The sequence below is a fragment of the Streptomyces sp. NPDC088116 genome (assembly GCF_044741745.1).
GTDB lineage: Bacteria > Actinomycetota > Actinomycetes > Streptomycetales > Streptomycetaceae > Streptomyces.
On record NZ_JBIUTF010000014.1, the window covers coordinates 19571 to 44583 of the forward strand.

General features: G+C 72.0%; 1 protein-coding gene. It reads left to right on the forward strand.

Translation table 11 applies throughout. From position 1 onward, the window contains the following. Nucleotides 1-134: 134 nt before the first annotated feature. Nucleotides 135-24944, forward strand: coding sequence for a type I polyketide synthase (locus ACIOJD_RS34070; RefSeq protein ID WP_401920392.1), 24810 nt, complete (start codon nucleotides 135-137; stop codon nucleotides 24942-24944). Nucleotides 24945-25013 lie beyond the last annotated feature (69 nt).

A 25013-nucleotide genomic window follows, 5' to 3' on the forward strand; every position in this document is an offset into this window, starting at 1 on the left:
GGGAGAGCCATCCCACCGCCATATTGCGGCTTCGCCCCGACACAGCGGGAGAGAACGTGTCCGATCAAGCTCGCTCCACCACGCCTGCCCACCCGGTCTCCGTCTTCCCGGATGACGGTTCACCGCAGCTCGGCATGGTGCGCGAACTGACGGACCCTGCCCCGGCCTCCGCCGGACGGGACGAGCCGATCGCCGTCGTGGGCCTCTCCTGCCGCCTTCCCCAGGGGCAGGACCCCGAGACGTTCTGGCGGGCGCTGCGCTCCGGTGTGAACGCCGTCGAGGAGGCGCCGCCCGGCCGCTGGGAGACCTCGGTTCCAGGCGAGCCCGGCATCCGCTGGGGCGGGTTCCTCGACCAGGTCGACCGGTTCGACCCGGGTTTCTTCGGGATCTCACCCCGCGAGGCCACCACCATGGACCCGCAACAGCGGCTGACCATGGAACTCAGCTGGGAGGCCCTGGAGAACGCCGGCATCGTCCCCGAATCGCTCAGGGGCAGCGACTGTGCGGTCTTCGTGGGCGCCATCGCCGACGACTACGCCGCGCTGGCCCGCCGACAGGGGCCCGACGGTCTCACCCGGCACAGCCTCACCGGCGTCCACCGCAGCATCATCGCCAACCGCGTCTCGTACTTCATGGGCCTGCACGGCCCGAGCCTGACCGTCGACACGGGACAGTCGTCGTCGCTCGTCGCCGTCCACCTGGCCTGCGAGAGCCTGCGCAGGGGCACCTCCACACTCGCCGTCGCCGGTGGCGTCAACCTCAACCTGCTCGCGGAGGGCACCGCTGCCGTCGAGAAGTTCGGCGGCCTGTCACCCGACGGCCGTTGCTTCACCTTCGACGCCCGCGCCAATGGTTACGTACGCGGAGAGGGCGGCGGACTCGTCGTCCTCAAGCCGCTGTCCCGCGCCCTCGCCGACGGCGACACCGTCCACTGCGTCATCCTCGGCAGCGAGGTCAACAACGACGGCGGCGGCGACGGCCTGACCACCCCCAATCCGCACGCCCAGCAGGAGGTGCTCCGACTCGCCTACGAGCGGGCCGGAGTGGACCCGGCACAGGTCCAGTACGTCGAGCTGCACGGCACCGGCACCAAGGTCGGCGACCCCATCGAGGCCTCGGCCCTCGGTGCCGTCCTGGGCGCCGCCCGCCCCGCCGACCGCCCGCTGGCCGTCGGCTCGGCCAAGACCAACGTCGGCCACCTCGAAGGCGCCGCCGGAATCGTCGGGCTCATCAAGACGGCCCTCGCCATCCGGCACCGGGAGATCCCGCCCACCCTCAACCACGAGACCCCCAACCCCGAGATCCCGCTCGACGAACTGCGCCTGCGCGTACAGCGCGAACTCGGCGGCTGGGAGCGCCCCGAGCAGCCGCTCGTGGCGGGGGTGAGCGCCTTCGGCATGGGCGGCACCAACTGTCACATGATCCTGGCCGACGCCCCCACCGCGCAGGGCAGCCCGGAGCCCGACCAGGACCGTACGGCTCCGGAGACCCAGGACCGTACGTCCTCCGCCGACGATGCCGATGCGGCCCACGTCGACATCGACGCCGACGCCACGCCGCGCCCCGTGCTTCCCTGGATGATCTCCGGCCGGACCGAGACCGCGCTGCGTGCCCAGGCCAGGCGGCTACGGGCGCACCTCCGCGACAACCCCGCGCCGGATCCGGCCGACACCGCTTTCTCCCTGGCCACCACCCGTACCGACTTCACCTGCCGCGCAGCCGTCCTCGCCGCCGACCGGGCCGACTTCCTCCGGGGCCTGGACGCCCTGACCACCGGCGGCATCGCCCCCGGCGTCGTACGCGGCACCGGCCGGTCCGGCGAACAGCCGGTCTTCGTCTTCCCCGGCCAGGGCTCCCAGTGGGCCGGCATGGCGGCCGAACTCCTCGACACCTCCCCGGTGTTCGCCGCGCGGATGCAGGAGTGCGCCGAGGCGCTCGCCGCTCACGTGCCGTGGTCCCTGACCGACGTCGTACGCGAGGTACCGGGCGCCCCCGGACTGGACGCCGCCGACGTCGTCCAGCCGGTGCTGTGGGCGGTGATGGTCTCCCTGGCCGGGCTGTGGCGCTCGTACGGGGTCGAGCCCGGGGCCGTCGTCGGCCACTCCCAGGGCGAGATCGCCGCCGCCTGCGCGGCGGGCGCGCTGTCCTTGGCGGACGGCGCGGCCCTGGTGTCGTTGCGGAGCCAGGTGATCGCGGAACTCTCCGGCCGGGGCGGCCTCGTGTCCGTCGCGCTCCCGCTCGACGACATCACCGCCAGGCTGGAACGCTCGGGCACCGATCTGTCCATCGCCGTTGTCAACGGGCCCGGTTCCGTCGTCGTCGCAGGCGCCCCCGAGGCGCTGGACGACCTCGTGACGACCCTCACCGCCGAGGGCGTGCGCGCCCGCAGGATGCCCGTCGACTACGCCTCGCACTCCCCCCAGATCGAGGAGATCCGCGAAGCGCTGCTGGACACACTGCCCGACATCACACCGACACCCACGGACATCCCGTTCCACTCGGCGATGACGGGCGGACGGCTCGACGCCTCGGAACTCGACGCCGGGTACTGGTACGAAAACCTTCGCAACCCCGTGCGCTTCGACCGGGCCGTCGGCGGACTCCTCGACGAGGGACACCGGATCTTCATCGAGATGAGCCCGCACCCCGTCCTGGCGGCGGGGGTGGGGGAGACCGCCGAAGCGGCCGGCCACGAGGCCGCCTGCGTGGGCTCGCTCCGCCGTGGCGAGGGCGGCCTCGACCGGTTGGTGACCTCCCTGACCGAGGCGCACATGTACGGCGCCACCGTCGACTGGCCGACCGTGTTCGGCACGATGCTCACCGACCGGCCCCGCCGAACCCCGCTGCCGACCTACGCCTTCCAGCGCCGCCGTTTCTGGCTGGCCGAATCCGCCACCGCCGACGGCTACGCCACCAGGCCGCCGATGGCGCCGGGCCACACGGCCGCCGACGGCGAACTCGGCGAAACCACCGACGCGGCCGACCCGGCCGAGTCCGGCGGACTTGACGGACCCGACGGGTCCGACGGGCCGTCCTGGGCGAGCCGGATCGCCGCCCTCACCCCGGCCCACCGGCAGCGCACGGTGCTGGAACTCGTCCGCGCCCATGTCGCCGCGGTCGCCGGATACCCCTCCCCGGACGCGGTCCAGCCCAGCCACACCTTCAAGGAACTCGGCCTCGAATCACTCACCCTGGTCGAGCTGCGCAATCAACTCGTCACCGCGACCGGGCTGCGGCTCGCGGCCGCCGTCGCCATCGACCACCCCACCCCCGCCACGCTCGCCGGGCACCTCGCCGCGCTGGCGGCCGACGCACCGCACACCCCCGCCGCGGCGGCTCCCACCGCGCTCGCCGCCGACGAGCCGATCGCCATCGTCGGCATGGGCTGCCGACTCCCCGGTGGTGTGGACTCCCCGGACGAACTGTGGCGGCTCGTCGCCGCCGGAGACGACGCGATCTCCGCCTTCCCCGCCGACCGGGGCTGGGACATCGAAGGGCTGTACGACCCGCTGCCCGGCAGGCCCGGCAAGACCTTCACCCGGCACGGCGGCTTCCTCCACGAGGCAGCCGAGTTCGACGCCGATTTCTTCGGCATCTCGCCGCGCGAGGCCCTCGCCATGGATCCGCAGCAGCGACTGCTGCTGGAGACCGCCTGGGAAGCCTTCGAGAGCGCCGGCATCGACCCCGCGACCCTGCGCGGCAGCGCGAACGGCGTCTTCGCCGGGGTCATGCACAACGACTACGGACCGCGTCTGCACGAGGTGTCCGAGGGCACCGAAGGGCACGCCCTGACCGGCACATCCAACAGCGTCGCCTCCGGCCGCCTCGCCTACACTTTCGGCTTCGAAGGCCCCGCGGTCACCGTCGACACCGCCTGCTCCTCCTCCCTGGTGGCCCTTCACCTCGCCTGCCAGGCCCTGCGCCAGGGCGAGTGCGACATGGCGCTCGCGGGCGGTGCGACCGTCATGTCCACCCCCGGCATGTTCGTCGAGTTCAGCCAGCAGCGCGGACTCTCCGCCGACGGCCGCTGCAAGCCCTTCGCCGCGGGCGCCGACGGTACCGGCTGGGCCGAGGGCGCGGGCATGCTCCTCGTCGAACGCCTCTCCGACGCCCGCCGCCACGGCCACCAGGTGCTGGCCGTCGTACGCGGCAGCGCGGTCAACCAGGACGGCGCGTCCAACGGCCTCACCGCGCCCAACGGCCCCTCCCAGCAGCGGGTCATCCGCCAGGCCCTCACCAACGCCGGGCTCGGGCCGGCCGACATCGACGCCCTCGAAGCCCATGGAACGGGCACCACTCTGGGCGACCCGATCGAGGCCGACGCCGTCATCGCCGCGTACGGGACCGACCGGGGCGACGACCAGCCGCTGTGGCTCGGCTCGCTGAAGTCCAACATCGGGCACACCCAGGCCGCGGCGGGCGTCGCCGGGGTCATCAAGATGGTCATGGCGATGCGCCACGGCGTACTGCCGCGCACGCTCCACGCGAGCGAGGCCACCCCGTACGTCGACTGGTCGACCGGCGTCGTCAAGCTGCTGACCGAGCCGATGGCGTGGCCCGAGGCGGGCCGCCCCCGCCGCGTGGGTGTGTCGTCGTTCGGGATCAGCGGCACCAACGCGCACACCATCATCGAGCACGCGCCGGAGGCCGAGCCCCCAGTCGGCGTCGCGGACGAGCCGTCCCCGGCACAGCCTCCCGTGGTGCCCTGGGTGCTCTCCGGTCGCGGGGCCGAGGCGGTACGGGCTCAGGCCGGACGCCTCGCCACGCTCCTCGAAGAGGTCCCTGGCTCCTCGGCCGCCGACCTGGGCCTGTCGCTGGCGACCACCCGCGCGGCCTTCGAGAACCGCGCCGTGGTGCTGGGCACCGACTGCACCGCTCTGCGTTCCACCGTCACGAACTGGGCCGACGGCGATGACTCCGTGGTCTCCGGTGTGGTTACGGAGGGGCGTACGGGGTGGATGTTCACGGGGCAGGGTAGTCAGCGGCCGGGGATGGGCCGTGAGTTGTATGAGGGCTATCCGGTGTTCGCGCGGTCGTTGGACGAGGTCTGTGGGCTGCTGGACGCGGAGTTGATGGGTCGGCCGGGCTTTGAGGCTTCGGTGCGGGAGGTGTTGTTCGCGGCGGAGGGTTCGGACGCGGCGGCGCTGCTGGACCGGACCGGGTATGCGCAGTCGGCGTTGTTCGCTGTGCAGGTGGCGTTGGTGGAGTTGCTGCGGTCGTGGGGCACGGTCCCGGACGTGGTGTTGGGTCATTCGATTGGTGAGTTCGCGGCGGCCTACGCGGCCGGTGTGTTCGGCCTCGCGGATGCGGCGCGGTTGGTGGCGGGTCGTGCGCGGTTGATGCAGGCGCTGCCCGAGGGTGGTGCGATGGCGGCGGTCGAGGCCACCGAGGCCGAGGTCGCGGAGATCCTGGGCGGGCTTTCCGGGGACGGCCGGGTGGTGGTCGCTGCGGTCAACGGGCCTATGGCTGTGGTGGTTTCGGGTGATGAGGACGCGGTCGAGCAGGTGATGGCCGTGGCCCGTGCCGACGGTCGTCGGGTGTCCCGGCTGCGGGTCAGCCACGCCTTCCACTCTCCGTTGATGGAACCGATGCTCGCGGAGTACGAGCAGATCGCCGAGGGTGTCGACTACCGTCAGCCGATTCTGCCCGCCATCAGCACCGTGTCCGGTGAGCTGGTGGTCGAGGAGGGCTGGGCGTCTTCGGCGTACTGGGTGCGTCAGGTCCGTGAGCCGGTCCGTTTCGATGCGGCGTTGCGGACGGCGACCGGAGACGAGGGCGTGACCCGGCTTCTGGAGATCGGTCCTGATCCGGTCCTGAGCACGCTGGCCCAGTCGAGGGTGGCCCCGGCGGTGATGGACTCGACGGTGGCCGTGTCGGCCCTGCGCGCGGGCCACGACGAGGGCCGGACCGTACTCACCGCAGTCGCCGAACTGTACGTACGAGGCACCGACGTCGACTGGGGCGCGTACTTCGCGGGGAGTGGTGCTCGGCGGGTGGTTCTGCCGACGTATGCGTTCCAGCGTGAGCGGTTCTGGTTGCCGGATGTTGTGACCGGGCGGCGGGTGGAACTCGGTGGCGGTGGTGACGGTGAGTTCTGGGATTTGGTTGAGCGGGGTGATGCGGAGTCTCTGGCGGGGGAGCTGGGGGTTGATGCGGGTGCTTCGTTGGGTTCTGTTCTGCCGGTGTTGTCGGATTGGCGGAGGCGGCAGCGGGAGCAGGTGGCGTTGTCGGGGTGGATGTATCGGGTGGTGTGGAAGCCGGTGCGGTTGCCGGTGTCTGCCCGGTTGTCGGGTTCTTGGCTGGTGGTGGTGCCGGAGGGAACTGACGGGTACGGGGCTGTGGTTGAGGCTCTGCGGGGCTCGGGCGCGGAGGTGACGGTCGTACGGGTCGGTGCCGAGGAGACTCGGGAGACCCTGGCCGACCGGCTCCGTACCGTTGAGACTCGTCTGATCGGTGTGTTGTCCCTGCTGTCCACCGCTGAGATGACGCTGGCTCTGGTGCAGGCGCTGGCGGAGGCTGATAGCGCGGCGCGTGTGTGGTGTGTGACGCGTGGGGCGGTGTCGGTTGCGTCGGGTGAGTTGTTGGTGGATCCGGCACTGTCTCAGGTGTGGGGTCTGGGTCGTACGGTGGCGTTGGAGCAGCCTGAGCGTTGGGGTGGTCTGGTCGATCTGCCGGAGGACGCGGACAGTCGCAGTGTCTCCCGGCTGGTGTCGGTGCTGGCGGGTGCCGGTGGCGAGGACCAGGTAGCCGTACGGCCTTCGGGTGCTTTCGCGGCCCGACTGGTGCCTGACACGGCTGGCACCGGTCGTGGGGAGAGTTGGTCGCCGCGTGGCACGGTGTTGGTGACTGGTGGTACGGGTGCTTTGGGTGGGCATGTGGCGCGCTGGTTGGCGTCTTCCGGTGCCGGGCGTCTGGTGTTGCTGTCCCGTCGTGGTGCTGAAGCTCCCGGGACCGAGGAACTACGGTGTGAGCTGGCCGAGTTGGGTGCTGAGGTCACGTTCGTGGCGTGTGATGTCGCAGATCGTGAGGCTGTGCGGGCGGTGCTGGACGGCATCCCCGAGGAGTTCCCGCTGTCGGGGATTGTGCATACGGCGGGGGTTCTTGAGGACGGTCTGGCGGCCGAGTTGACGCCTGAGCGGTTGGCACGGGTCCTGGCCGCGAAGGCGGACGCGGCACGCCATCTGCATGAGTTGACCGCTGACCGGGAGCTTGATGCCTTCGTCCTGTTCTCCTCGACCACCGGTGTCGTCGGCAACGCGGGTCAGGCGGCTTATGCCGCTGCCAACGCCTACCTGGACGCTCTCGCGCAGTACCGGCGTGGTCTCGGGCTGGTGGCGACGTCGGTGGCCTGGGGGCCGTGGGGTGGCGACGGCATGGCCGCCGACTCGACCGTGGCGGAGCACTTCCGTCGCCTGGGTGTGCGTCCGCTTGCCCCGGAGCGTGCCGTCGCCGCCCTGCGGACCGTGCTGGACGGCGATCGCGCGTCCCAGGTCGTGGCCGATGTCGACTGGGAACGCTTCGCGGCCGCTGTCACCTTCACCCGCCTCAGCCCGCTGATCGGCGACCTCTCCGAGGTAACGGCCCAGACCCGAGTCCGAGACGCCGCGCCGTCCGATCCGGCAGGCGGTGAACTGGCGCGACAGCTGAAGGACCGGCCCGTCGCGGAACAGGACCGCCTACTGCTCGACATCGTGCTGGCGCAGGCCGCAGCCGCGCTCGGGCACGCGACTCCGGCGACGATCGACCCGGTGCGGGCGTTCAAGGACCTCGGCTTCGACTCGTTCACCGCCGTCGCTTTCCGTAACCGGCTCGCCGCCGCGACCGCCCTGCGGCTCCCCACCACACTGATCTTCGACCACCCGACGCCCGCCGCGCTCACGACCTTCCTGCGCGGACAGCTGATCGGTGTCACGGCCGACGGGATCGAGGGCGCCGACTTGGCACTCGCACCGCTGGGCGCCGACGACGACCCGATCGTCGTCGTGGGGATGGGCTGCCGGTTCCCTGGTGGTGTCGACTCGCCCGAGGCGTTGTGGGATCTGCTGTCCTCGGCGGGGGATGGTCTCTCGCCGTTCCCGGCCGACCGGGGCTGGGATGTCGACGGGCTGTTCAACGCCGACCCGGGCCATTCGGGTACGACGTACGTGCGCGTCGGCGGTTTCATCGAGGACGCGGCGGAGTTCGACGCGGGGCTGTTCGGGATCTCCCCGCGCGAGGCCCTGGCCATGGATCCGCAGCAGCGGTTGCTGCTGGAGACGTCGTGGGAGGCGCTGGAGCGGGCGGGGATCGACCCGCTGTCCTTGCGCGGCTCCGCCACCGGTGTGTTCGCCGGGACCAACGGCCAGACCTATCAGTACACTTCGCGCGGCCTGGCCACGGACGTCGAGGGGTATGTGACCACGGGTTCAGCGGCCAGTGTCCTGTCCGGCCGGGTCTCGTACGCCCTGGGGCTGGAGGGTCCTGCGGTCACCGTGGACACCGCGTGCTCGTCGGCCCTGGTGGCCCTGCACATGGCCGCCCAGGCGCTGCGCTCCGGGGAGTGCCGGATGGCCCTGGCCGCCGGCACCACCGTCATGGCGACTCCGGACCTCTTCGTGGACTTCGCGCGGCAGCGGGCGCTGGCACCGGACGGCCGGTGCAAGGCGTTCGGTGAGGGTGCGGACGGTACGGGCTGGTCCGAGGGCGTCGGTGTGCTGGTCGTGGAACGGTTGTCGGACGCGCGGCGGCTGGGGCACGACGTGCTGGCGGTCGTGCGGGGCAGTGCGGTCAATCAGGATGGTGCGTCGAATGGTCTGACGGCTCCGAACGGCCCCTCACAACAGCGCGTGATTCGTCAGGCGTTGAAGGCGGCGAGGGTCTCGGCGTCCGAGGTGGACGCGGTGGAGGCGCATGGTACGGGTACGAGTCTGGGTGACCCGATCGAGGCGCAGGCACTGCTGGCGACGTACGGTCGCGATCGCGGCGATGGCGAACCGTTGTGGCTGGGTTCGGTGAAGTCGAACATCGGCCATACTCAGGCCGCCGCTGGTGCCGCCGGGCTGATCAAGATGATTCTGGCGTTGCGTGAGGAGCGGTTGCCGAAGACGCTGTACGCGGATGAGCCCTCGTCCCGGGTGGACTGGGACGCGGGTGCGGTACGGGTGCTGAGCGAGGCCCGGGAATGGCCGCGCGGAGAACGGACCCGTCGCGCCGGTGTGTCCTCGTTCGGGATCAGCGGCACCAACGCCCACGTCATCCTGGAGGAGCCGCCCACCCCGGAACCGGTGGTGGCCGGCGAACTCCCCTCGGTACGCCCCACGGTGGTGCCCTGGGTGCTCTCGGGCAGGACCGCACAGGCGGTACGGGACCAGGCCGGCCGCCTGGCGGCTTTCCTCGACGGCCGGGACGATTTCCCCGGCTCTCCTCTCGATATCGGACTCTCCCTGGGCACGACGCGCGCGACGCTCGATCATCGTGCCGTCGTCTTCGGTGCCGACCTGGACACACTGCGTGAGGGCGTGCGGGCGCTCGCCGACGGTGACACGACTGCTGTGTCCGGTGTGGTCGCGGAGGGTCGTACGGGCTGGATGTTCACGGGGCAGGGCAGCCAGCGTGTCGGGATGGGGCGTGAGCTCCATGCCGCGTTCCCGGTGTTCGCGCGGGTGTTGGACGAGGTGTGTGGGCTGCTCGACGCTGAGTTGAGCGGTGTGGCGGACTTCGAGGTGCCGGTGCGGGAGGTGCTGTTCGCGGCGGAGGGTTCGGACGCGGCGGAGCTTCTGGACCGGACGGGCTATGCGCAGACGTTGTTGTTCGCTGTGCAGGTGGCGCTGGTGGAGTTGTTGCGGTCGTGGGGCATGAGCCCGGACGTGGTGCTCGGCCACTCGATCGGTGAGTTCGCGGCCGCGTATGCGGCGGGTGTGTTTGATCTGGCCGATGGTGCGCGGTTGGTGGCGGGTCGTGCGCGGCTGATGCAGGCGCTGCCCGAGGGCGGTGCGATGGCGGCGATCGAGGCCACCGAGGCCGAGGTCGCCGAACTGCTCGGCGGCCTCCTGGACGACGAGCGGCTCGCCATCGCCGCGGTGAACGGCCCCCGAGCCGTGGTCGTCTCCGGTGACGAGACCATGGTCGAGGCGGCCCTGGACTGGGCGTGGCAACAGAGCCGTCGGGTGACCCTGCTGCGGGTGAGCCACGGCTTCCACTCCCCGCTGATGCGGCCGATGCTGGATGACTTCGCGCGGATCGCGGCCACCGTCGACTACCGGCAGCCGGGCCTTCCGGCGGTCAGCACGGTCACCGGAAAGCCGGTGGGCGCGGCGGACTGGGCCACCCCGGAGTACTGGGTGAACCAGATCCACCGCCCGGTGCGCTTCCGCGACGCCGTCGTGACCGCGACCACAGAGCAGGGCGCCGGCCGACTGCTGGAGCTGGGCCCCGATCCGGTGCTCAGCGGTCTCGCCCAGCTCGTCGTCGCCGACGCCGATTCCGCCGACGCGGACGCCACTGACGCCGATGGCGTCGATGCGGTGGCGGTTCTGCGGAAGGGGCAGGACGAGTCCGGGACGTTGATGGCTGCGCTGGCCCGCATGTTCGTGAGCGGGGCCAAGGTCGACTGGACGGCGGTGTTCGCGGGGAGTGGTGCTCGGCGGGTGGTTCTGCCGACGTATGCGTTCCAGCGTGAGCGGTTCTGGTTGCCGGATGTTGTGACCGGGCGGCGGGTGGAACTCGGTGGCGGTGGTGACGGTGAGTTCTGGGATTTGGTTGAGCGGGGTGATGCGGAGTCTCTGGCGGGGGAGCTGGGGGTTGATGCGGGTGCTTCGTTGGGTTCTGTTCTGCCGGTGTTGTCGGATTGGCGGAGGCGGCAGCGGGAGCAGGTGGCGTTGTCGGGGTGGATGTATCGGGTGGTGTGGAAGCCGGTGCGGTTGCCGGTGTCTGCCCGGTTGTCGGGTTCTTGGCTGGTGGTGGTGCCGGAGGGAACTGACGGGTACGGGGCTGTGGTTGAGGCTCTGCGGGGCTCGGGCGCGGAGGTGACGATCGTACGGGTCGGTGCCGAGGAGTCTCTGGCAGCCCGGCTCAGTGCCGAGACTGCCCTGCCGGAGGCGGCCGGGGTTGTGTCTCTGCTGTCCACCGCTGAGATGACGCTGGCTCTGGTGCAGGCGCTGGCGGACACCGACACCATGGCGCGTGTGTGGTGTGTGACGCGTGGGGCGGTGTCTGTTGCGTCGGGTGAGTTGTTGGTGGATCCGGCACTGTCTCAGGTGTGGGGTCTGGGTCGTTCGGTGGCGTTGGAGCAGCCTGAGCGTTGGGGTGGTCTGGTTGATCTGCCGGGGGATGTGGATGGCCGGAGTCTGTCTCGGCTGGTGTCGGTGCTGGCGGGTGCTGGGGGTGAGGATCAGGTAGCCGTACGGTCTTCGGGTGCTTTCGCGGCGCGGTTGGTGTCTGATGCGGCTGGTGCTGGTCGTGGGGAGTGCTGGTCGCCGCGTGGCACGGTGTTGGTGACTGGTGGTTCGGGTGCTTTGGGTGGGCATGTGGCGCGTTGGTTGGCGTCTTCGGGTGCTGAGCGTCTGGTGCTGCTGTCCCGCCGTGGTGATCAGGCCCCTGGTGCTGAGGAACTGCGGCGTGAGCTGACCGAGTTGGGTGCTGAGGTCAGGTTCGTGGCGTGTGATGTCGCTGATCGTGAGGCTGTTCGGGCGGTGCTGGACGGTATCCCTGAGGAGTCGCCTCTCTCGGGGATTGTGCATACGGCCGGGGTTCTTGAGGACGGTTTGGCGGCCGAGTTGACGCCTGAGCGGTTGGCGCGGGTGTTGTCGGCGAAGGCGGATGCGGCGCGTCTCCTGCATGAGTTGACGGCTGACCGGGAGCTTGACGCCTTCGTCCTGTTCTCGTCCATCGCCGGTGTTGTCGGCAACGCGGGTCAGGCGGCCTACGGTGCCGCCAACGCCTACCTGGATGCCCTCGCGCAGCACCGGCGCGGACTCGGGCTTCCGGCGACGTCGGTGGCGTGGGGTCCGTGGGGTGGCGATGGCATGGCCGCCGATGCGACCGTGGCAGAGCACTTCCGTCGCCTGGGTCTGCGTCCGCTCGCGCCGGAGCGTGCTATCGCCGCCCTGCGGCAGGTGCTGGACGGTGACCGCGCGTCCCAGGTCGTGGCCGATGTCGACTGGGAACGCTTCGTGCCCGCCGTCACCTTCACCCGCCCCAGCCCGCTCATCGCCGACTTGTCCGGAGCGACCCCGGTGGCTGCTCCCGCCGCCGGGAACGGCGGTGAACTCGCGGCGCGGCTGCGTGGCCGTTCGGCGGCCGAGCAGCGCCGGGCGGTGCTCACACTGGTCCAGTCCCAGGTCGCCACCGTGCTCGGGCATTCCTCGGCCGCGACGGTCGATCCCGGCCGGGCGTTCAAGGACCTCGGATTCGACTCCCTCACCGGTGTCGATCTGCGCAACCGCCTGGCCCAGGCCACCGCTCTGCCGTTGCCGGCCACACTCGTCTTCGACCATCCGACCCCGTCCGCCCTCGCGGGGTTCCTGCGGGAACAGATCGTGGGGGAGGCGCCGGTGACGGACGTCGTCCCCGGACACGGCGCGCCGGTCGGTGCGGCCGATGCCATGGACGACCCGATCGCGATCGTCGGCATGGGCTGCCGTTTCCCGGGCGGCGTCGATTCCCCCCGGGCATTCTGGGATCTGCTGTCCTCGGCGGGCGATGGTCTCTCGCCGTTCCCGGCCGACCGGGGCTGGGACATGGACGGGCTCTTCGATCCGGACCCGGGCCATTCGGGTACGTCGTACGTGCGCGTCGGTGGATTCCTGCACGACGCGGCGGAGTTCGACGCCGAGTTGTTCGGGATCTCGCCGCGCGAGGCCCTCGCCATGGATCCGCAGCAGCGGTTGCTGCTGGAGACGTCATGGGAGGCGCTGGAGCGGGCGGGGATCGACCCACACTCGCTGCGCGGCTCCGCCACCGGTGTGTTCACGGGCACCAACGGCCAGGACTATCTGCACACCAGTGGTGGCCGGTTGGAGGGCGTGGAGGGATTTGTCGGTACGGGTTCGGCGGCCAGTGTGATCTCCGGCCGGATCTCGTACGCCCTGGGTCTGGAAGGCCCAGCGGTCACAGTCGATACGGCCTGCTCATCGGCGCTGGTGGCGCTGCACCTGGCGAGCCAGGCACTGCGGTCGGGGGAGTGCCGCATGGCCCTCGCGGGCGGTGCGACGGTCATGTCCACCCCTGCGGCCTTCGTCGAGTTCTCCCGGCAGGGCGGGCTGGCGCCGGACGGCCGGTGCAAGGCGTTCGGTGAGGGCGCGGACGGTACGGGCTGGTCCGAGGGCGCCGGGGTACTCGTACTCGAACGCCTTTCGGACGCGCGGAAGTCCGGGCATCCGGTGCTGGCGGTCGTACGGGGCAGTGCGGTCAACCAGGACGGTGCCTCCAACGGTCTCACCGCGCCGAACGGGCCCTCCCAGCAGCGAGTCATCCGGCAGGCCCTTTCCGCTGCCCGCCTGGCCCCGGCCGAGGTGGACGCCGTGGAGGCGCACGGCACCGGCACCCGGCTCGGTGACCCCATCGAGGCGCAGGCCCTGCTCGCCACCTACGGGCAGGGACGGGACGGGGCCGAACCACTCTGGCTGGGTTCGGTGAAGTCGAACATCGGCCACACCCAGGCCGCCGCCGGTGCCGCCGGGGTCATCAAGATGGTGATGGCGCTCCGGAACCAGCAACTGCCGCCGACCCTGCACGTGGACCGTCCGTCGTCCCACGTGGACTGGACGGCCGGGGCCGTCGAGCTGCTGACCGAGCCCGTACCGTGGCCGGAAGTGGACCGGCCCCGCCGCGCGGGCGTATCGGCTTTCGGGATCAGCGGCACCAACGCGCACGTCATCATCGAGCAGGCGCCCGAGGACGTCCCCGCCGCCGAGCTGGAGCGGTCCTCCGGAGACCCCGCCCCGGCCCCGGCCGAACTCCCCCTGATTCCCTGGACGTTGTCCGGCCGGACCCGAGAGGCACTGCGAGGCCAGGCCGCCCGGCTGGTGGAGCTTCTGGAGGAGCGGGACCTGTCCCCGGGCGACGTGGGCCATTCCCTCGCGACCAGCCGCGCCGCGCTGGACCACCGCGCCGTCGTCCTCGGTGCAGACCTGGACACACTGCGCGAGGGCGTGCGGGCGCTCGCCGACGGTGACACGACGGCTGTGTCCGGTGTGGTCGCGGAGGGTCGTACGGGCTGGATGTTCACGGGGCAGGGCAGCCAGCGCATCGGCATGGGGCGCGAACTCCACGCCACGTTCCCGGTGTTCGCGCGGGTTCTGGACGAGGTCTGTGGCCTGCTGGACGCCGAGTTGGACGGTGTGGCGGGCTTCGGGGTGTCGGTCCGTGACGTGCTGTTCGCGCCGGAGGATTCGGACGCGGCGGCCCTGCTGGGGCAGACGGGGTATGCGCAGAGCGCGTTGTTCGCCGTCCAGGTGGCGTTGGTGGAACTCCTCCGCTCCTGGGGCACCGGCCCGGATGTGGTGCTCGGTCATTCGATCGGTGAGTTCGCGGCTGCTTATACGGCCGGTGTGTTTGACCTTGCTGATGCGGCGCGGTTGGTGGCGGGGCGTGCGCGGTTGATGCAGGCGCTGCCCACGGGTGGTGCGATGGCGGCGATCGAGGCCACTGAGGCCGAGGTCGCGGAGATCCTGGGCGGACTGTCGGATGGTGCGCGCATCGCGGTCGCCGCCGTCAACGGGCCTACGGCTGTGGTGGTTTCGGGTGACGAGGACGCGGTCGAGCAGGTCATGTCGGTGGCGCGTGCCGACGGTCGTCGGGTGTCCCGGCTCCGCGTGAGCCATGCGTTCCACTCTCCGCTGATGGAGCCGATGCTGGCGGAGTTCGAGCAGGTAGCCGCGCATGTCGACTACCGGCAGCCGATCCTGCCCGCCATCAGCACCGTGACCGGTGAGCTGGTGGCCGAGGAGGGTTGGGCGTCTCCGGGGTACTGGGTGCGTCAGGTCCGTGAGCCGGTTCGTTTCGATGCGGCGTTGCGGACGGCGACCGGGGATGAGGGCGCGAACCGTCTTCTGGAGATCGGTCCTGACCCGGTCCTGAGCACGCTGGCCCAGTCGGTGATGGACCCGGCGGTGACGGACTCCGCGGTGACGGACTCCGCGGTGACGGGCCCGGCGGTGACGGACTCGGCGGTTGCTGTGGCGACCCTGCGCGCGGGCCACGACGAGGCCCGGACCGTGCTCACCGCCGTCGCCGAACTGTACGTACGCGGTGCGGACATCGACCCCGGCGCCGTGTTCGAGGGAACCGGAGCCCGCCGGATCGAGCTGCCGACGTACGCCTTCCAGCGGCAGCGGTTCTGGCTGGAGCCCGCCCGCCCGGCGCTCGACGCGAACGGGCTCGGCCTCGGCGAGACCGGACACCCGCTGCTCGGCGCCGCCGTACGGCTGGCCGGATCGGACGCGACGGTGCTGACCTCGCGGCTGTCCGTGGCGACCCATCCGTGGCTGGCCGACCACGTCGTCGGCCACACCGTCGTGCTGCCCGGCACCGCCTTCGTGGAACTCGCGGTGCAGGCCGGCGACCAGGTCGGCTGCGACCGGGTGGAGGACCTGACCCTGCAAGCCCCGCTGATGCTCGCCCGGGACGGCGCGGCCCAGCTACAGATCGGCATCGAGACCGCCGAGGGCGACGCCTCGCGGACCGTACGGATCTACTCCCGCGAGGACGGCGCCCCCGCCGAGCAGCCGTGGACCCTGCACGCCACCGGCACCCTGACCACAGGGGCGCCCGCCGCCGACTGGGACCTGCGCGTCTGGCCGCCCGCCGGCGCGGAACCGGTGCCCGCCGACGGGCTGTACGAGCGGCTGGCCGAGACGGGGATGGCGTACGGCCCGGCCTTCCGGGGCCTGCGGGAGATCTGGCGACGCGGCGACGACCTGTTCGTCGAGGCCGCCCTGCCCGAGGAGAACGCGCGAGAAGCGGCCGGCTTCGGGCTGCACCCCGCGCTGTTCGACGCCGTACTGCACGCGCTCGGGATCGAGGACACCGAACCCGACACCGAGGCCGGTGCCGAGTCCGACACCGACGCCGGAACGGGCGGTCGCCGCAAGGCGCTGCTGCCCTTCCTGTGGTCGGGCGTGTCACTGTCGGCCGTCGGCGCCTCCTCGCTGCGCGCCCGGCTGTCCGTCCGCGCGCCGGGCGAGGTCGGGCTGCGGGTGGCCGACGCGTCCGGCGAGCCGGTGGCCGAGGTCGACACGCTGGTGCTGCGGCCGGTCTCGGCCACCGGGCTGACCGCCACCACGTCCCCGGCCGCCGACAGCCTCTTCCGGCTCGACTGGATCCAGGCACCGGCCGGCGGGGCACCGACGGGCGACGCACAGTCCGGCGGGGCCCCCTCCGCGCGGACGGGCGAGCCGAACACCTGGGCCGTGCTCGGCGACGTACGCCCGGACACCGGCCTCCCGATGACCGGCTACGCCGACATGACCCGCTACGCCGACCTCACCGAACTGATCACCGCGCTGGACGGCGGCGTCGAGACTCCCGGCACCGTGCTGCTCCCCGTCGCCCGCGCGGCGCGGATCGCCGATGCCGTCGGTGGCGTGTTCGACGCGGTACGGCAGTGGCTGGACGAGCCACGGCTCGCCCGGTCCCGCCTGGTCGCGCTCACCTCGGGCGCGGTCCCGGGCCCTGTCCGGCCGGCCCCTACCGGGCCGGCGACATCGACCGGACCGGACCCGGAAGCCGAAGACCCGGAAGCCGAAGACCCGGAAGCCGAAGACCTGGAAACCGACGACCTGGCGGCCGACGACCTGGAAACCGGTGATCCGGAAGCCGATGACCTGGCCGCCGCCGGTGTCTGGGGCCTGGTGCGCTCGGCCATCAGCGAGCATCCGGGCCGGTTCGCGCTGGCCGACGTCGACGGTACGCGGGAGTCGTACGAGGCGCTGGCCGCGAGCCTGACGGGCCTGGCCGAAGCGGGCGAAAGCCAGTTCGCGGTACGTCAGGGCACAGTGCTGCTGCCACGTGTCGGCCGTACGACCACCTCCGCCACATCGGCGGACACCGGCGCCCCAGCCCCGTGGCGACCGGACGGCACGGTCCTCGTGACCGGCGGCACCGGCGGCCTCGGCGCGCTGGTCGCACGCCATCTGGTCACCGTCCACGGCGTACGGAACCTGCTGCTGCTCTCCCGCCGTGGCCCGCAGGCCCCCGGTGCGGACGAGCTGCGGCGTGAACTCACCGGTCTCGGCGCGGACGTCACCGTCGCCGCCTGCGATGTGGCCGACCGTGACGCGTTGTCCCGGGCGCTCGACGCCGTCCCCGAGGCCGCCCCGCTGTCCGGGGTGGTGCACACGGCCGGTGTCCTCGAAGACGGGATGATCACCGATCTGACCCCGGAACGGCTGGCCCGGGTGCTGGCCGCCAAGGCCGAATCCGCCCTGCATCTGCACGAGTTGACCGCCTCGCTCGAACTCGACGCGTTCGTCCTCTTCTCCGCCCTCGCGGGAATCGTCGGCGCGCCCGGCCAGGCCGCCTACGCGGCGGGCAACACCGTGCTCGACGCGCTCGCCGCATACCGGCGCGCACGGGGCCTGCCCGGTGTGTCCCTCGCGTGGGGCATGTGGGAACACACCGACGGCATGGGAGGCCGCCTCGGCGAGGCCGATCTGGCCAGGTTGCGCCGCCAGGGCTTCTCCGCGCTCCCCACCGAGGACGCGCTCACGCTGCTGGACGCCGCCGTACGGTCCGGGGAAGTCCTCGCCCTGCCGGTGAAGCTGAACACCACGGCCCTCGCGAAGCGCCGGGACAGCCTGCCCAGCGTGCTGTTCGGACTCGTCCCGGCGGCCGGGCGGCGACGCGTCTGCGGACAGGCCGCCGACGGTGACGAGAACGTACTGGCGCGCAGGCTGCGCGGCCTGCCCGCCGCCGAGCAGGACCGGGTGCTGCGGGACGTGGTGCAGTCCCAGGTCGCGCTGGTGCTCGGCCACTCGTCGGCCGCCGCAGTGGATCCGGTGCGTGCGTTCAAGGATCTCGGGTTCGACTCACTGACGTCGGTGGAGCTGCGCAACCACCTCAACAGCGCGACAGGGCTGCGGCTGCCCGCGACCCTCGTGTTCGACCACCCCAGCCCCGCCGCGCTCGCCGGGTTCCTCCGCGAACAACTGCTCGGGGCCGAAGAGCCCGAAGGGTACGGAGAGTTCGGAGAGGCCGGAGAGTTCGGAGAAGAGGGTTCCGCCGTACGGGGCCGGGGCCGGGGCCCGGCCCCGGCCGACGAGCCGATCGCGATCGTCGGCATGGGCTGCCGCTACCCGGGCGGGATCACCTCGCCCGAGACGCTCTGGCAGCTCGTCACCTCCGGCGGCGACGGCGTCTCCGGCTTCCCCACCAACCGTGACTGGGACCTCGACGGCCTCTACGACCTCGACCCGGACCACGCCGGTACCTCGTACGTACGCGAAGGCGGATTCCTGCACGACGCAGCCGACTTCGACGCGGAGCTGTTCGGGATCGCGCCGCGCGAGGCCCTCGCCATGGACCCGCAGCAGCGGCTGCTGCTGGAGACCTCGTGGGAGGCGCTGGAACGGGCGGGCATCGACCCGCACTCGCTGCGAGGATCGGCGACCGGTGTGTTCGCGGGGCTCATGTACCACGACTACTCGTCCCGGCTGCACTCCGTACCCGACGAGGTCGAGGGCTTCCTCGGCAACGGCAACGCGGGCAGTGTCTTCTCGGGCCGTATCTCCTACGTCTTCGGCTTCGAGGGCCCCGCCGTCACCGTCGACACCGCCTGTTCGTCGTCGCTGGTCTCGCTCCACCTCGCCTGCCAGGCGCTGCGGGCCGGGGAGTGCGACACGGCCCTGGCCGGCGGCGTCACCGTGATGGCCACGCCCGCCACCTTCGTCGAGTTCTCCCGGCAGCGCGGCCTCGCCGCCGATGGCCGGTGCAAGTCCTTCGCCGACGCGGCCGACGGCACGGGCTGGGCCGAGGGCGCCGGTGTGCTCGTACTGGAGCGGCTGTCCGAGGCCCGTCGCCGGGGACACCAGGTCCTGGCGGTGGTGCGCGGCAGCGCGGTCAATCAGGACGGCGCGTCGAACGGTCTGACCGCGCCGAACGGCCCGTCGCAGCAGCGCGTGATCCGTCAGGCGCTGTCCTCCGCACGGCTGTCGGCGTCCGATGTGGACGTCGTGGAGGCGCACGGTACGGGTACGAGGCTGGGTGACCCGATCGAGGCGCAGGCGCTCCTCGCCACCTACGGTCAGGCTCGTGGCGACGACGATCCGCTGTGGCTGGGATCGATCAAGTCGAACATCGGGCACACCCAGGCCGCCGCCGGCGCGGCGGGCGTCATCAAGACGGTGATGGCTCTGCGCGCCGGTCAGCTGCCGCAGACACTCCACGTGGACCGGCCCTCGTCCCATGTGGACTGGGAGGCCGGAGCGGTCCGGCTGCTGACCGAGGGCCGGGAATGGTCTCGCGGCGAGCGTGTTCGTCGTGCGGGTGTCTCGTCGTTCGGGATCAGTGGCACGAACGCACACGTGATCATCGAGGAGGCTCCCGAGACCGTCCCGGCTGTGGCCGAGGAGCCGCCGACGGCGCAACTGCCGGTCGTGCCGTGGGTGCTGTCGGGACGCAACTCCAGTGCTCTGGAAGGGCAGTTCGGGCGCTTGGCGGAGTTCCTGGAGGAGCGGGACACCGAAGCTCTGGACGTGGGTCTGTCGTTGGTGACGACGCGTGCGGCGCTGGAACGGCGTGCGGTGGTGCTCGGCGCCGACCGGGATGCTCTGCGGGCGGGTCTCGCCGACCTGGACGGTGTGTCGGTGGTGTCGGGCACGGTGGCCGAGGGGCGTACGGCCTGGATGTTCACGGGGCAGGGCAGCCAGCGTCCAGGGATGGGGCGCGAACTCCACGCCGCGTTCCCGGTGTTCGCCCAGACCCTGGACGAGGTCTGCGGGCTGCTGGACGCCGAGTTGGCGGGCCGGCCGGGCTTCGAGGCTTCGGTGCGGGAGGTGTTGTTCGCGGCGGAGGGTTCGGACGCGGCGGCGCTGCTGGACCGGACCGGGTATGCGCAGTCGGCATTGTTCGCGGTGCAGGTGGCTCTGGTGGAGTTGCTGCGGTCGTGGGGCACCGGCCCGGATGCGGTGTTCGGTCATTCGATCGGTGAGTTCGCGGCCGCGTATGCGGCGGGTGTGTTCGATCTGGCCGACGGTGCGCGGTTGGTGGCGGGTCGTGCGCGGCTGATGCAGGCGCTGCCCGAGGGCGGTGCCATGGCGGCCATCGAGGCTTCCGAAACCGAGGTGGCGGAGATGCCGGCCGGGCTCTCGGACGGCGCACGGATCGTGGTCGCGGCGGTCAACGGGCCGACGGCTGTGGTCGTTTCCGGTGACGAGGCCGCCGTTGAGCGAGTGATCGCGATGGCCCGTGCCGACGGCCGTCGAGTCTCCCGGCTGCGAGTCAGTCACGCGTTCCATTCGCCGTTGATGGAGCCGATGCTCGCGGAGTTCGAGCAGATAGCCGCGCGTGTCGACTACCGGCAGCCGACGCTCCCGGGCGTCAGCACCGTGTCCGGTCAGGCGCTTGTCGACGGTGACTGGACGACCGCCGCCTACTGGGCCGAGCAGATCCGCCGGCCCGTCAGGTTCCACGACGCGCTGCTCACCGCCACCGGCGAGCAGGCGGCGGCCAGACTGCTGGAGGTCGGCCCCGACCCGGTCCTGACCTCGCTGGCCGCCCGGAGCACGTCCGACATCACGGCCGTCCCGGTACTGCGCAAGGGCCGCGCCGAGGCGGAGACGGTGATGGCCGCCACGGCCGAGCTGTTCGTACGAGGCGCCCAGGTCGACTGGGCGGCCGTGTTCGCCGGGACCGGCGCCCGGCGGGTGGATCTGCCGACGTACGCCTTCCAGCGGGAGCGGTTCTGGCTGGAGGCCACCTCTCCCGCCACCGACGCCGACGGCCTCGGGCTGGGCGTCACCGGGCACCCGATGCTGGGCGCGACGGTGACCGTGGCGGGGTCGGAGACCGTGCTGTTCACGGCGCGCCTCTCCGTACGCTCCCACCCCTGGCTGGCCGACCACACCGTCGCCGGTTCGATCGTCGTCCCGGGAACCGCCCTCGTCGAACTCGCCCTGCGGGCGGGCGAACAGGTGGGCCACGGGCGGGTCGAGGAGCTGACGCTGCGGGCCCCGCTCGTCCTGCCCGCCGACGGCGCGGTACAGGTACAGATCGGCGTCGAGCCCGCCGACTCCCCGGACGAGCCGCGCCGACCGCTGAAGGTGTACGCGCGCCCCCAGGACTCCACGTCCGACCAGCCGTGGACCCTGCACGCCGCCGGCACCCTCACCGCCGAACCGTCCGACCGTGAACGTCCCGCCAGCGCCTGGGACCTGACCGCGTGGCCGCCGGCCGGCGCCGAACCGGTGCCGACCGACGGGCTGTACGAGCGGCTCGCCGACGGCGGTCTGACCTACGGCCCGGCCTTCCAGGGGCTGCGCGAGGTCTGGAAGGACGGCGAGGACTTCTACGTCGAGGCGGCGCTGCCCGATGCGCTGTCCGCCGACGCGACCGCGTTCGGGCTGCACCCGGCGCTGCTCGACACCGTCCTGCACGCGCTGGGGCTGCGGGAGCGGGCCACGGAGGGAGCGTCACTGCCGTTCCTGTGGTCGGGCGTGACGCTGTCCGCGGTCGGCGCCGCCGCCGTACGCGTACACCTGACCGTACGAGGCACCGGCGAGGTGACCCTGCGCGTGGCCGACACCGCCGGTGAACCGGTCGCCGAGGTCGAGTCGTTGGTGCTGCGCCCGATGTCGCCCGCCGACCTGGCCGGGGCCGGTTCACCGGCGGCCGACAGCCTCTTCCGGCTCGACTGGACTCCCGCACCCGCCGACCGGGCCCCGGCCCCCTCGGGCCGCTGGGCGGTCCTGACCGGACTCGAAGGCTCCAGGAACGGCCTGCGTGCCACGGGCATCAGCACGCCCGAGTACGCCGACGGCTCCCGGAACAACTGGCGTGCCACAGGCCTCGACGCGCCCGAGTACGCCGACCTCACCGCGCTCGGCGCGGCCCTGGACGGCGGCGCCGAGACACCGGAGACCGTGCTGCTTCCCCTTCACCACAGCGTCGTTGACGGTGAGGCGAGCACCGACGGGGTCACCGACGCCGTCACCGGCGTGCTCGCCGTCGTACGGGCATGGCTGACCGACGAGCGGCTCTCCGGGTCGCGGCTCGCCGTGCTCACCGAGGGAGCCGTCGACATCCCCGCGTCGGCGGGCGAGGAGCCCGCCCGGCCCGGTCTCACGGGCAGCGGAGCGGGTGGCGGTGCGGGCACCGTGGCCGGCGCCGGAGTGTGGGGCCTGGTCCGCGCGGCCATCACCGAGAACCCGGACCGCTTCGTCCTCGCCGACACCGACGGCCACGCGGAGTCCTACCGCGCACTGGCCGAGCGGCTGCCCGGCCTCGCCGCATCCGGCGACGCGCAACTGGCCGTACGCCACGGCGAGGTGCTGCTGCCCCGGATCGCCCGCATGGGCTCGGGCGGGGTGCTCGTGCCGCCCGTCACCCCGGAATCCGACCTGGGATCCGGACTCGGCTGGCGGCTGGACATCGTCGCCCAGGGCCGACTGGACGGCATCGCCCCGGTACGCGAGGACATGCGGCCCCTGGAGCCCGGCCAGGTCCGGGTCGGCGTGCGCGCCGCCGGGATCAACTTCCGGGACGTACTCAACGTCCTCGGCATGTACCCCGGCGACGCCGGCCGCCTCGGCCTGGAGGGCGCGGGCGTGATCCTGGAGGTCGGCCCGGACGTGACGGGCTGGTCCGTGGGCGACCGGGTGATGGGCATGCTGGACGGCTGCTTCGGCCCCACGGCCATCGCGGACGCCCGCGTCCTGGCGCGGATCCCACGCGGCTGGTCCTACGCGCAGGCGGCATCGGTGCCGATCGTGTACCTGACCGCCTACTACGCCCTCGTGGACCTCGCCGGTCTGCGGGCGGGCGAGTCGATCCTCATCCACGCGGCCGCCGGCGGCGTGGGAATGGCGGCCGTACAACTCGCCCAGCATCTGGGCGCCGAGGTGTTCGCGACGGCCAGCCAGGCCAAGTGGCCCGCCGTACGCGGGCTCGGAATCGACGCCGGGCGCATCGCCTCCTCCCGTACGACGGAGTTCGAGGAGACCTTCTCGCGGGCCACCGACGGGGCCGGCGTGGACGTCGTACTGGACTGCCTGGCCGGTGAGTTCGTCGACGCGTCGCTGCGGCTGACCAAGCCGGGCGGCCGGTTCGTCGAGATGGGCAAGACCGACATCCGCGACGCGGACGAGGTCAGGAGCGCCCACCAGGGCGTCGCCTACCAGGCGTTCGACGTGATCGAGGCGGGCCCGCAGCGGATCGGCGAGATGATGGCCGTACTGCTGGAGCTCTTCGAGCAGAACGCGCTACGGCCGATCCCGAGCACCACCTGGGACATCGCCCGAGCCCCGGAGGCATTCCGGTTCCTGGGCCAGGCCAAGCACATCGGCAAGGTGGTACTGACCGTCCCGGCACCGTGGCAGGAGTCCGGCACCGTCCTGGTGACCGGCGGCACCGGCGGCCTCGGCGCGGTGGTGGCACGCCACCTCGTCACCCGGCACCGGGTCCGCAACCTGCTGCTGCTCTCGCGCCGAGGCCCCGACGCCCCCGGCGCGCCGGAACTCGAACGGGAACTGACCGAACTGGGCGCGCGGGTCACCATCGGCGCCTGCGACGTCAGCGACCGCGAAGCGCTGGCCGGAGTGCTGGAGAACATCCCGGAACAGGCCCCGCTCACCGGAGTCGTCCACACGGCCGGAGTACTGGACGACGGGATGATCACCGACCTGACCCCCGAGCGACTGGCCCGGGTCCTCGCAGCCAAGGCGGACTCCGCGCTGCACCTGCATGACCTGACCGCGAAGTCGGACCTCGGCGCGTTCGTCCTGTACTCCTCGATCGCCGGAGTGATCGGCACCGCCGGCCAGGCCGCCTACGCGGCGGGCAACGCCGTACTCGACGCACTGGCCACGGCCCGCCGTGCCCAGGGCCTGCCGGGTGTGTCGCTGGCCTGGGGCATGTGGGAGAACACCGACGGCATGGGAGGCAGGGTGGCCGAGGCCGACCTCGCCCGGATGCGCCGCCAGGGCTTCCCGCCGCTGTCCACCGACGACGCGCTGGCCCTCCTGGACACCGCCCTCCAGATCAACGAACCGGTGGCGCTCCCCGTCACCCTGCGGACGACGACCCTCGCCGAGCGCCGGGACAGCCTGCCCAGCATGCTGCACGGCCTGGTCCCGGCCGCCGCACGACAGCGGCGCGCGGCGGACCAGACGGGGTCCGGGAGTGGCGACGGCCTGATCCGACGGCTTCAGGGGCTTCCGGCGCCCGAACAGGACCGGATGCTGCTGGAGGTCGTACAGTCCCAGGTCGCCTCGGTGCTCGGGCACGCGTCCGCCGCGGCGGTCGATCCCGCCAGGGCGTTCCGTGACCTCGGCTTCGACTCGCTGACCGCGGTGGAACTGCGCAACCGGCTCAACTCGGCGACCGCGCTGACGCTCCCGGCGACGCTGATCTTCGACCACCCGACGCCCGAAGCACTCGTTCAGGTCCTGCGCGAGCGCCTGCTCGCCGACGCCGCCCCGGCGGCGGACACCGTACGGGACGCGGGCGGCGCCGGTGACGGGGTGGACCCGCAGGTGAGGGAGTTGCTCTCGGCGATCCCGATGGCACGGCTGCGGGAGGCGGGGGTGCTGGACATCCTGCGCCGGCTCGCCTCGGCCAATGAGAACAACGGAACGGGCGGGGCCAAGGGAACGAGCAGAACGGGCGGGACCAACGGAACCAACGGGGACGCCGGTACCGGAACCGGCAGCACGGCGGAATCCACCGAAGAAGGCGGCGAATCCGGAGGGCTCGACTCGATGGGCGCCGACAGTCTCATTCAGCTGGCGATGAAGCGTCTGAGGCCGATGTAGCGCGGGTCGGCAGGGCAGCACCGACACCGTTGCTGCCCTGCCGACGCGTCCAGCCATCCGTTCCAGGCA

Bases quoted from the DNA above. Each gene is read 5' to 3' on its own strand.
- ACIOJD_RS34070 (WP_401920392.1), top strand. From the start codon at position 135: ATGGTGCGCGAACTGACGGACCCTGCCCCGGCCTCCGCCGGACGGGAC.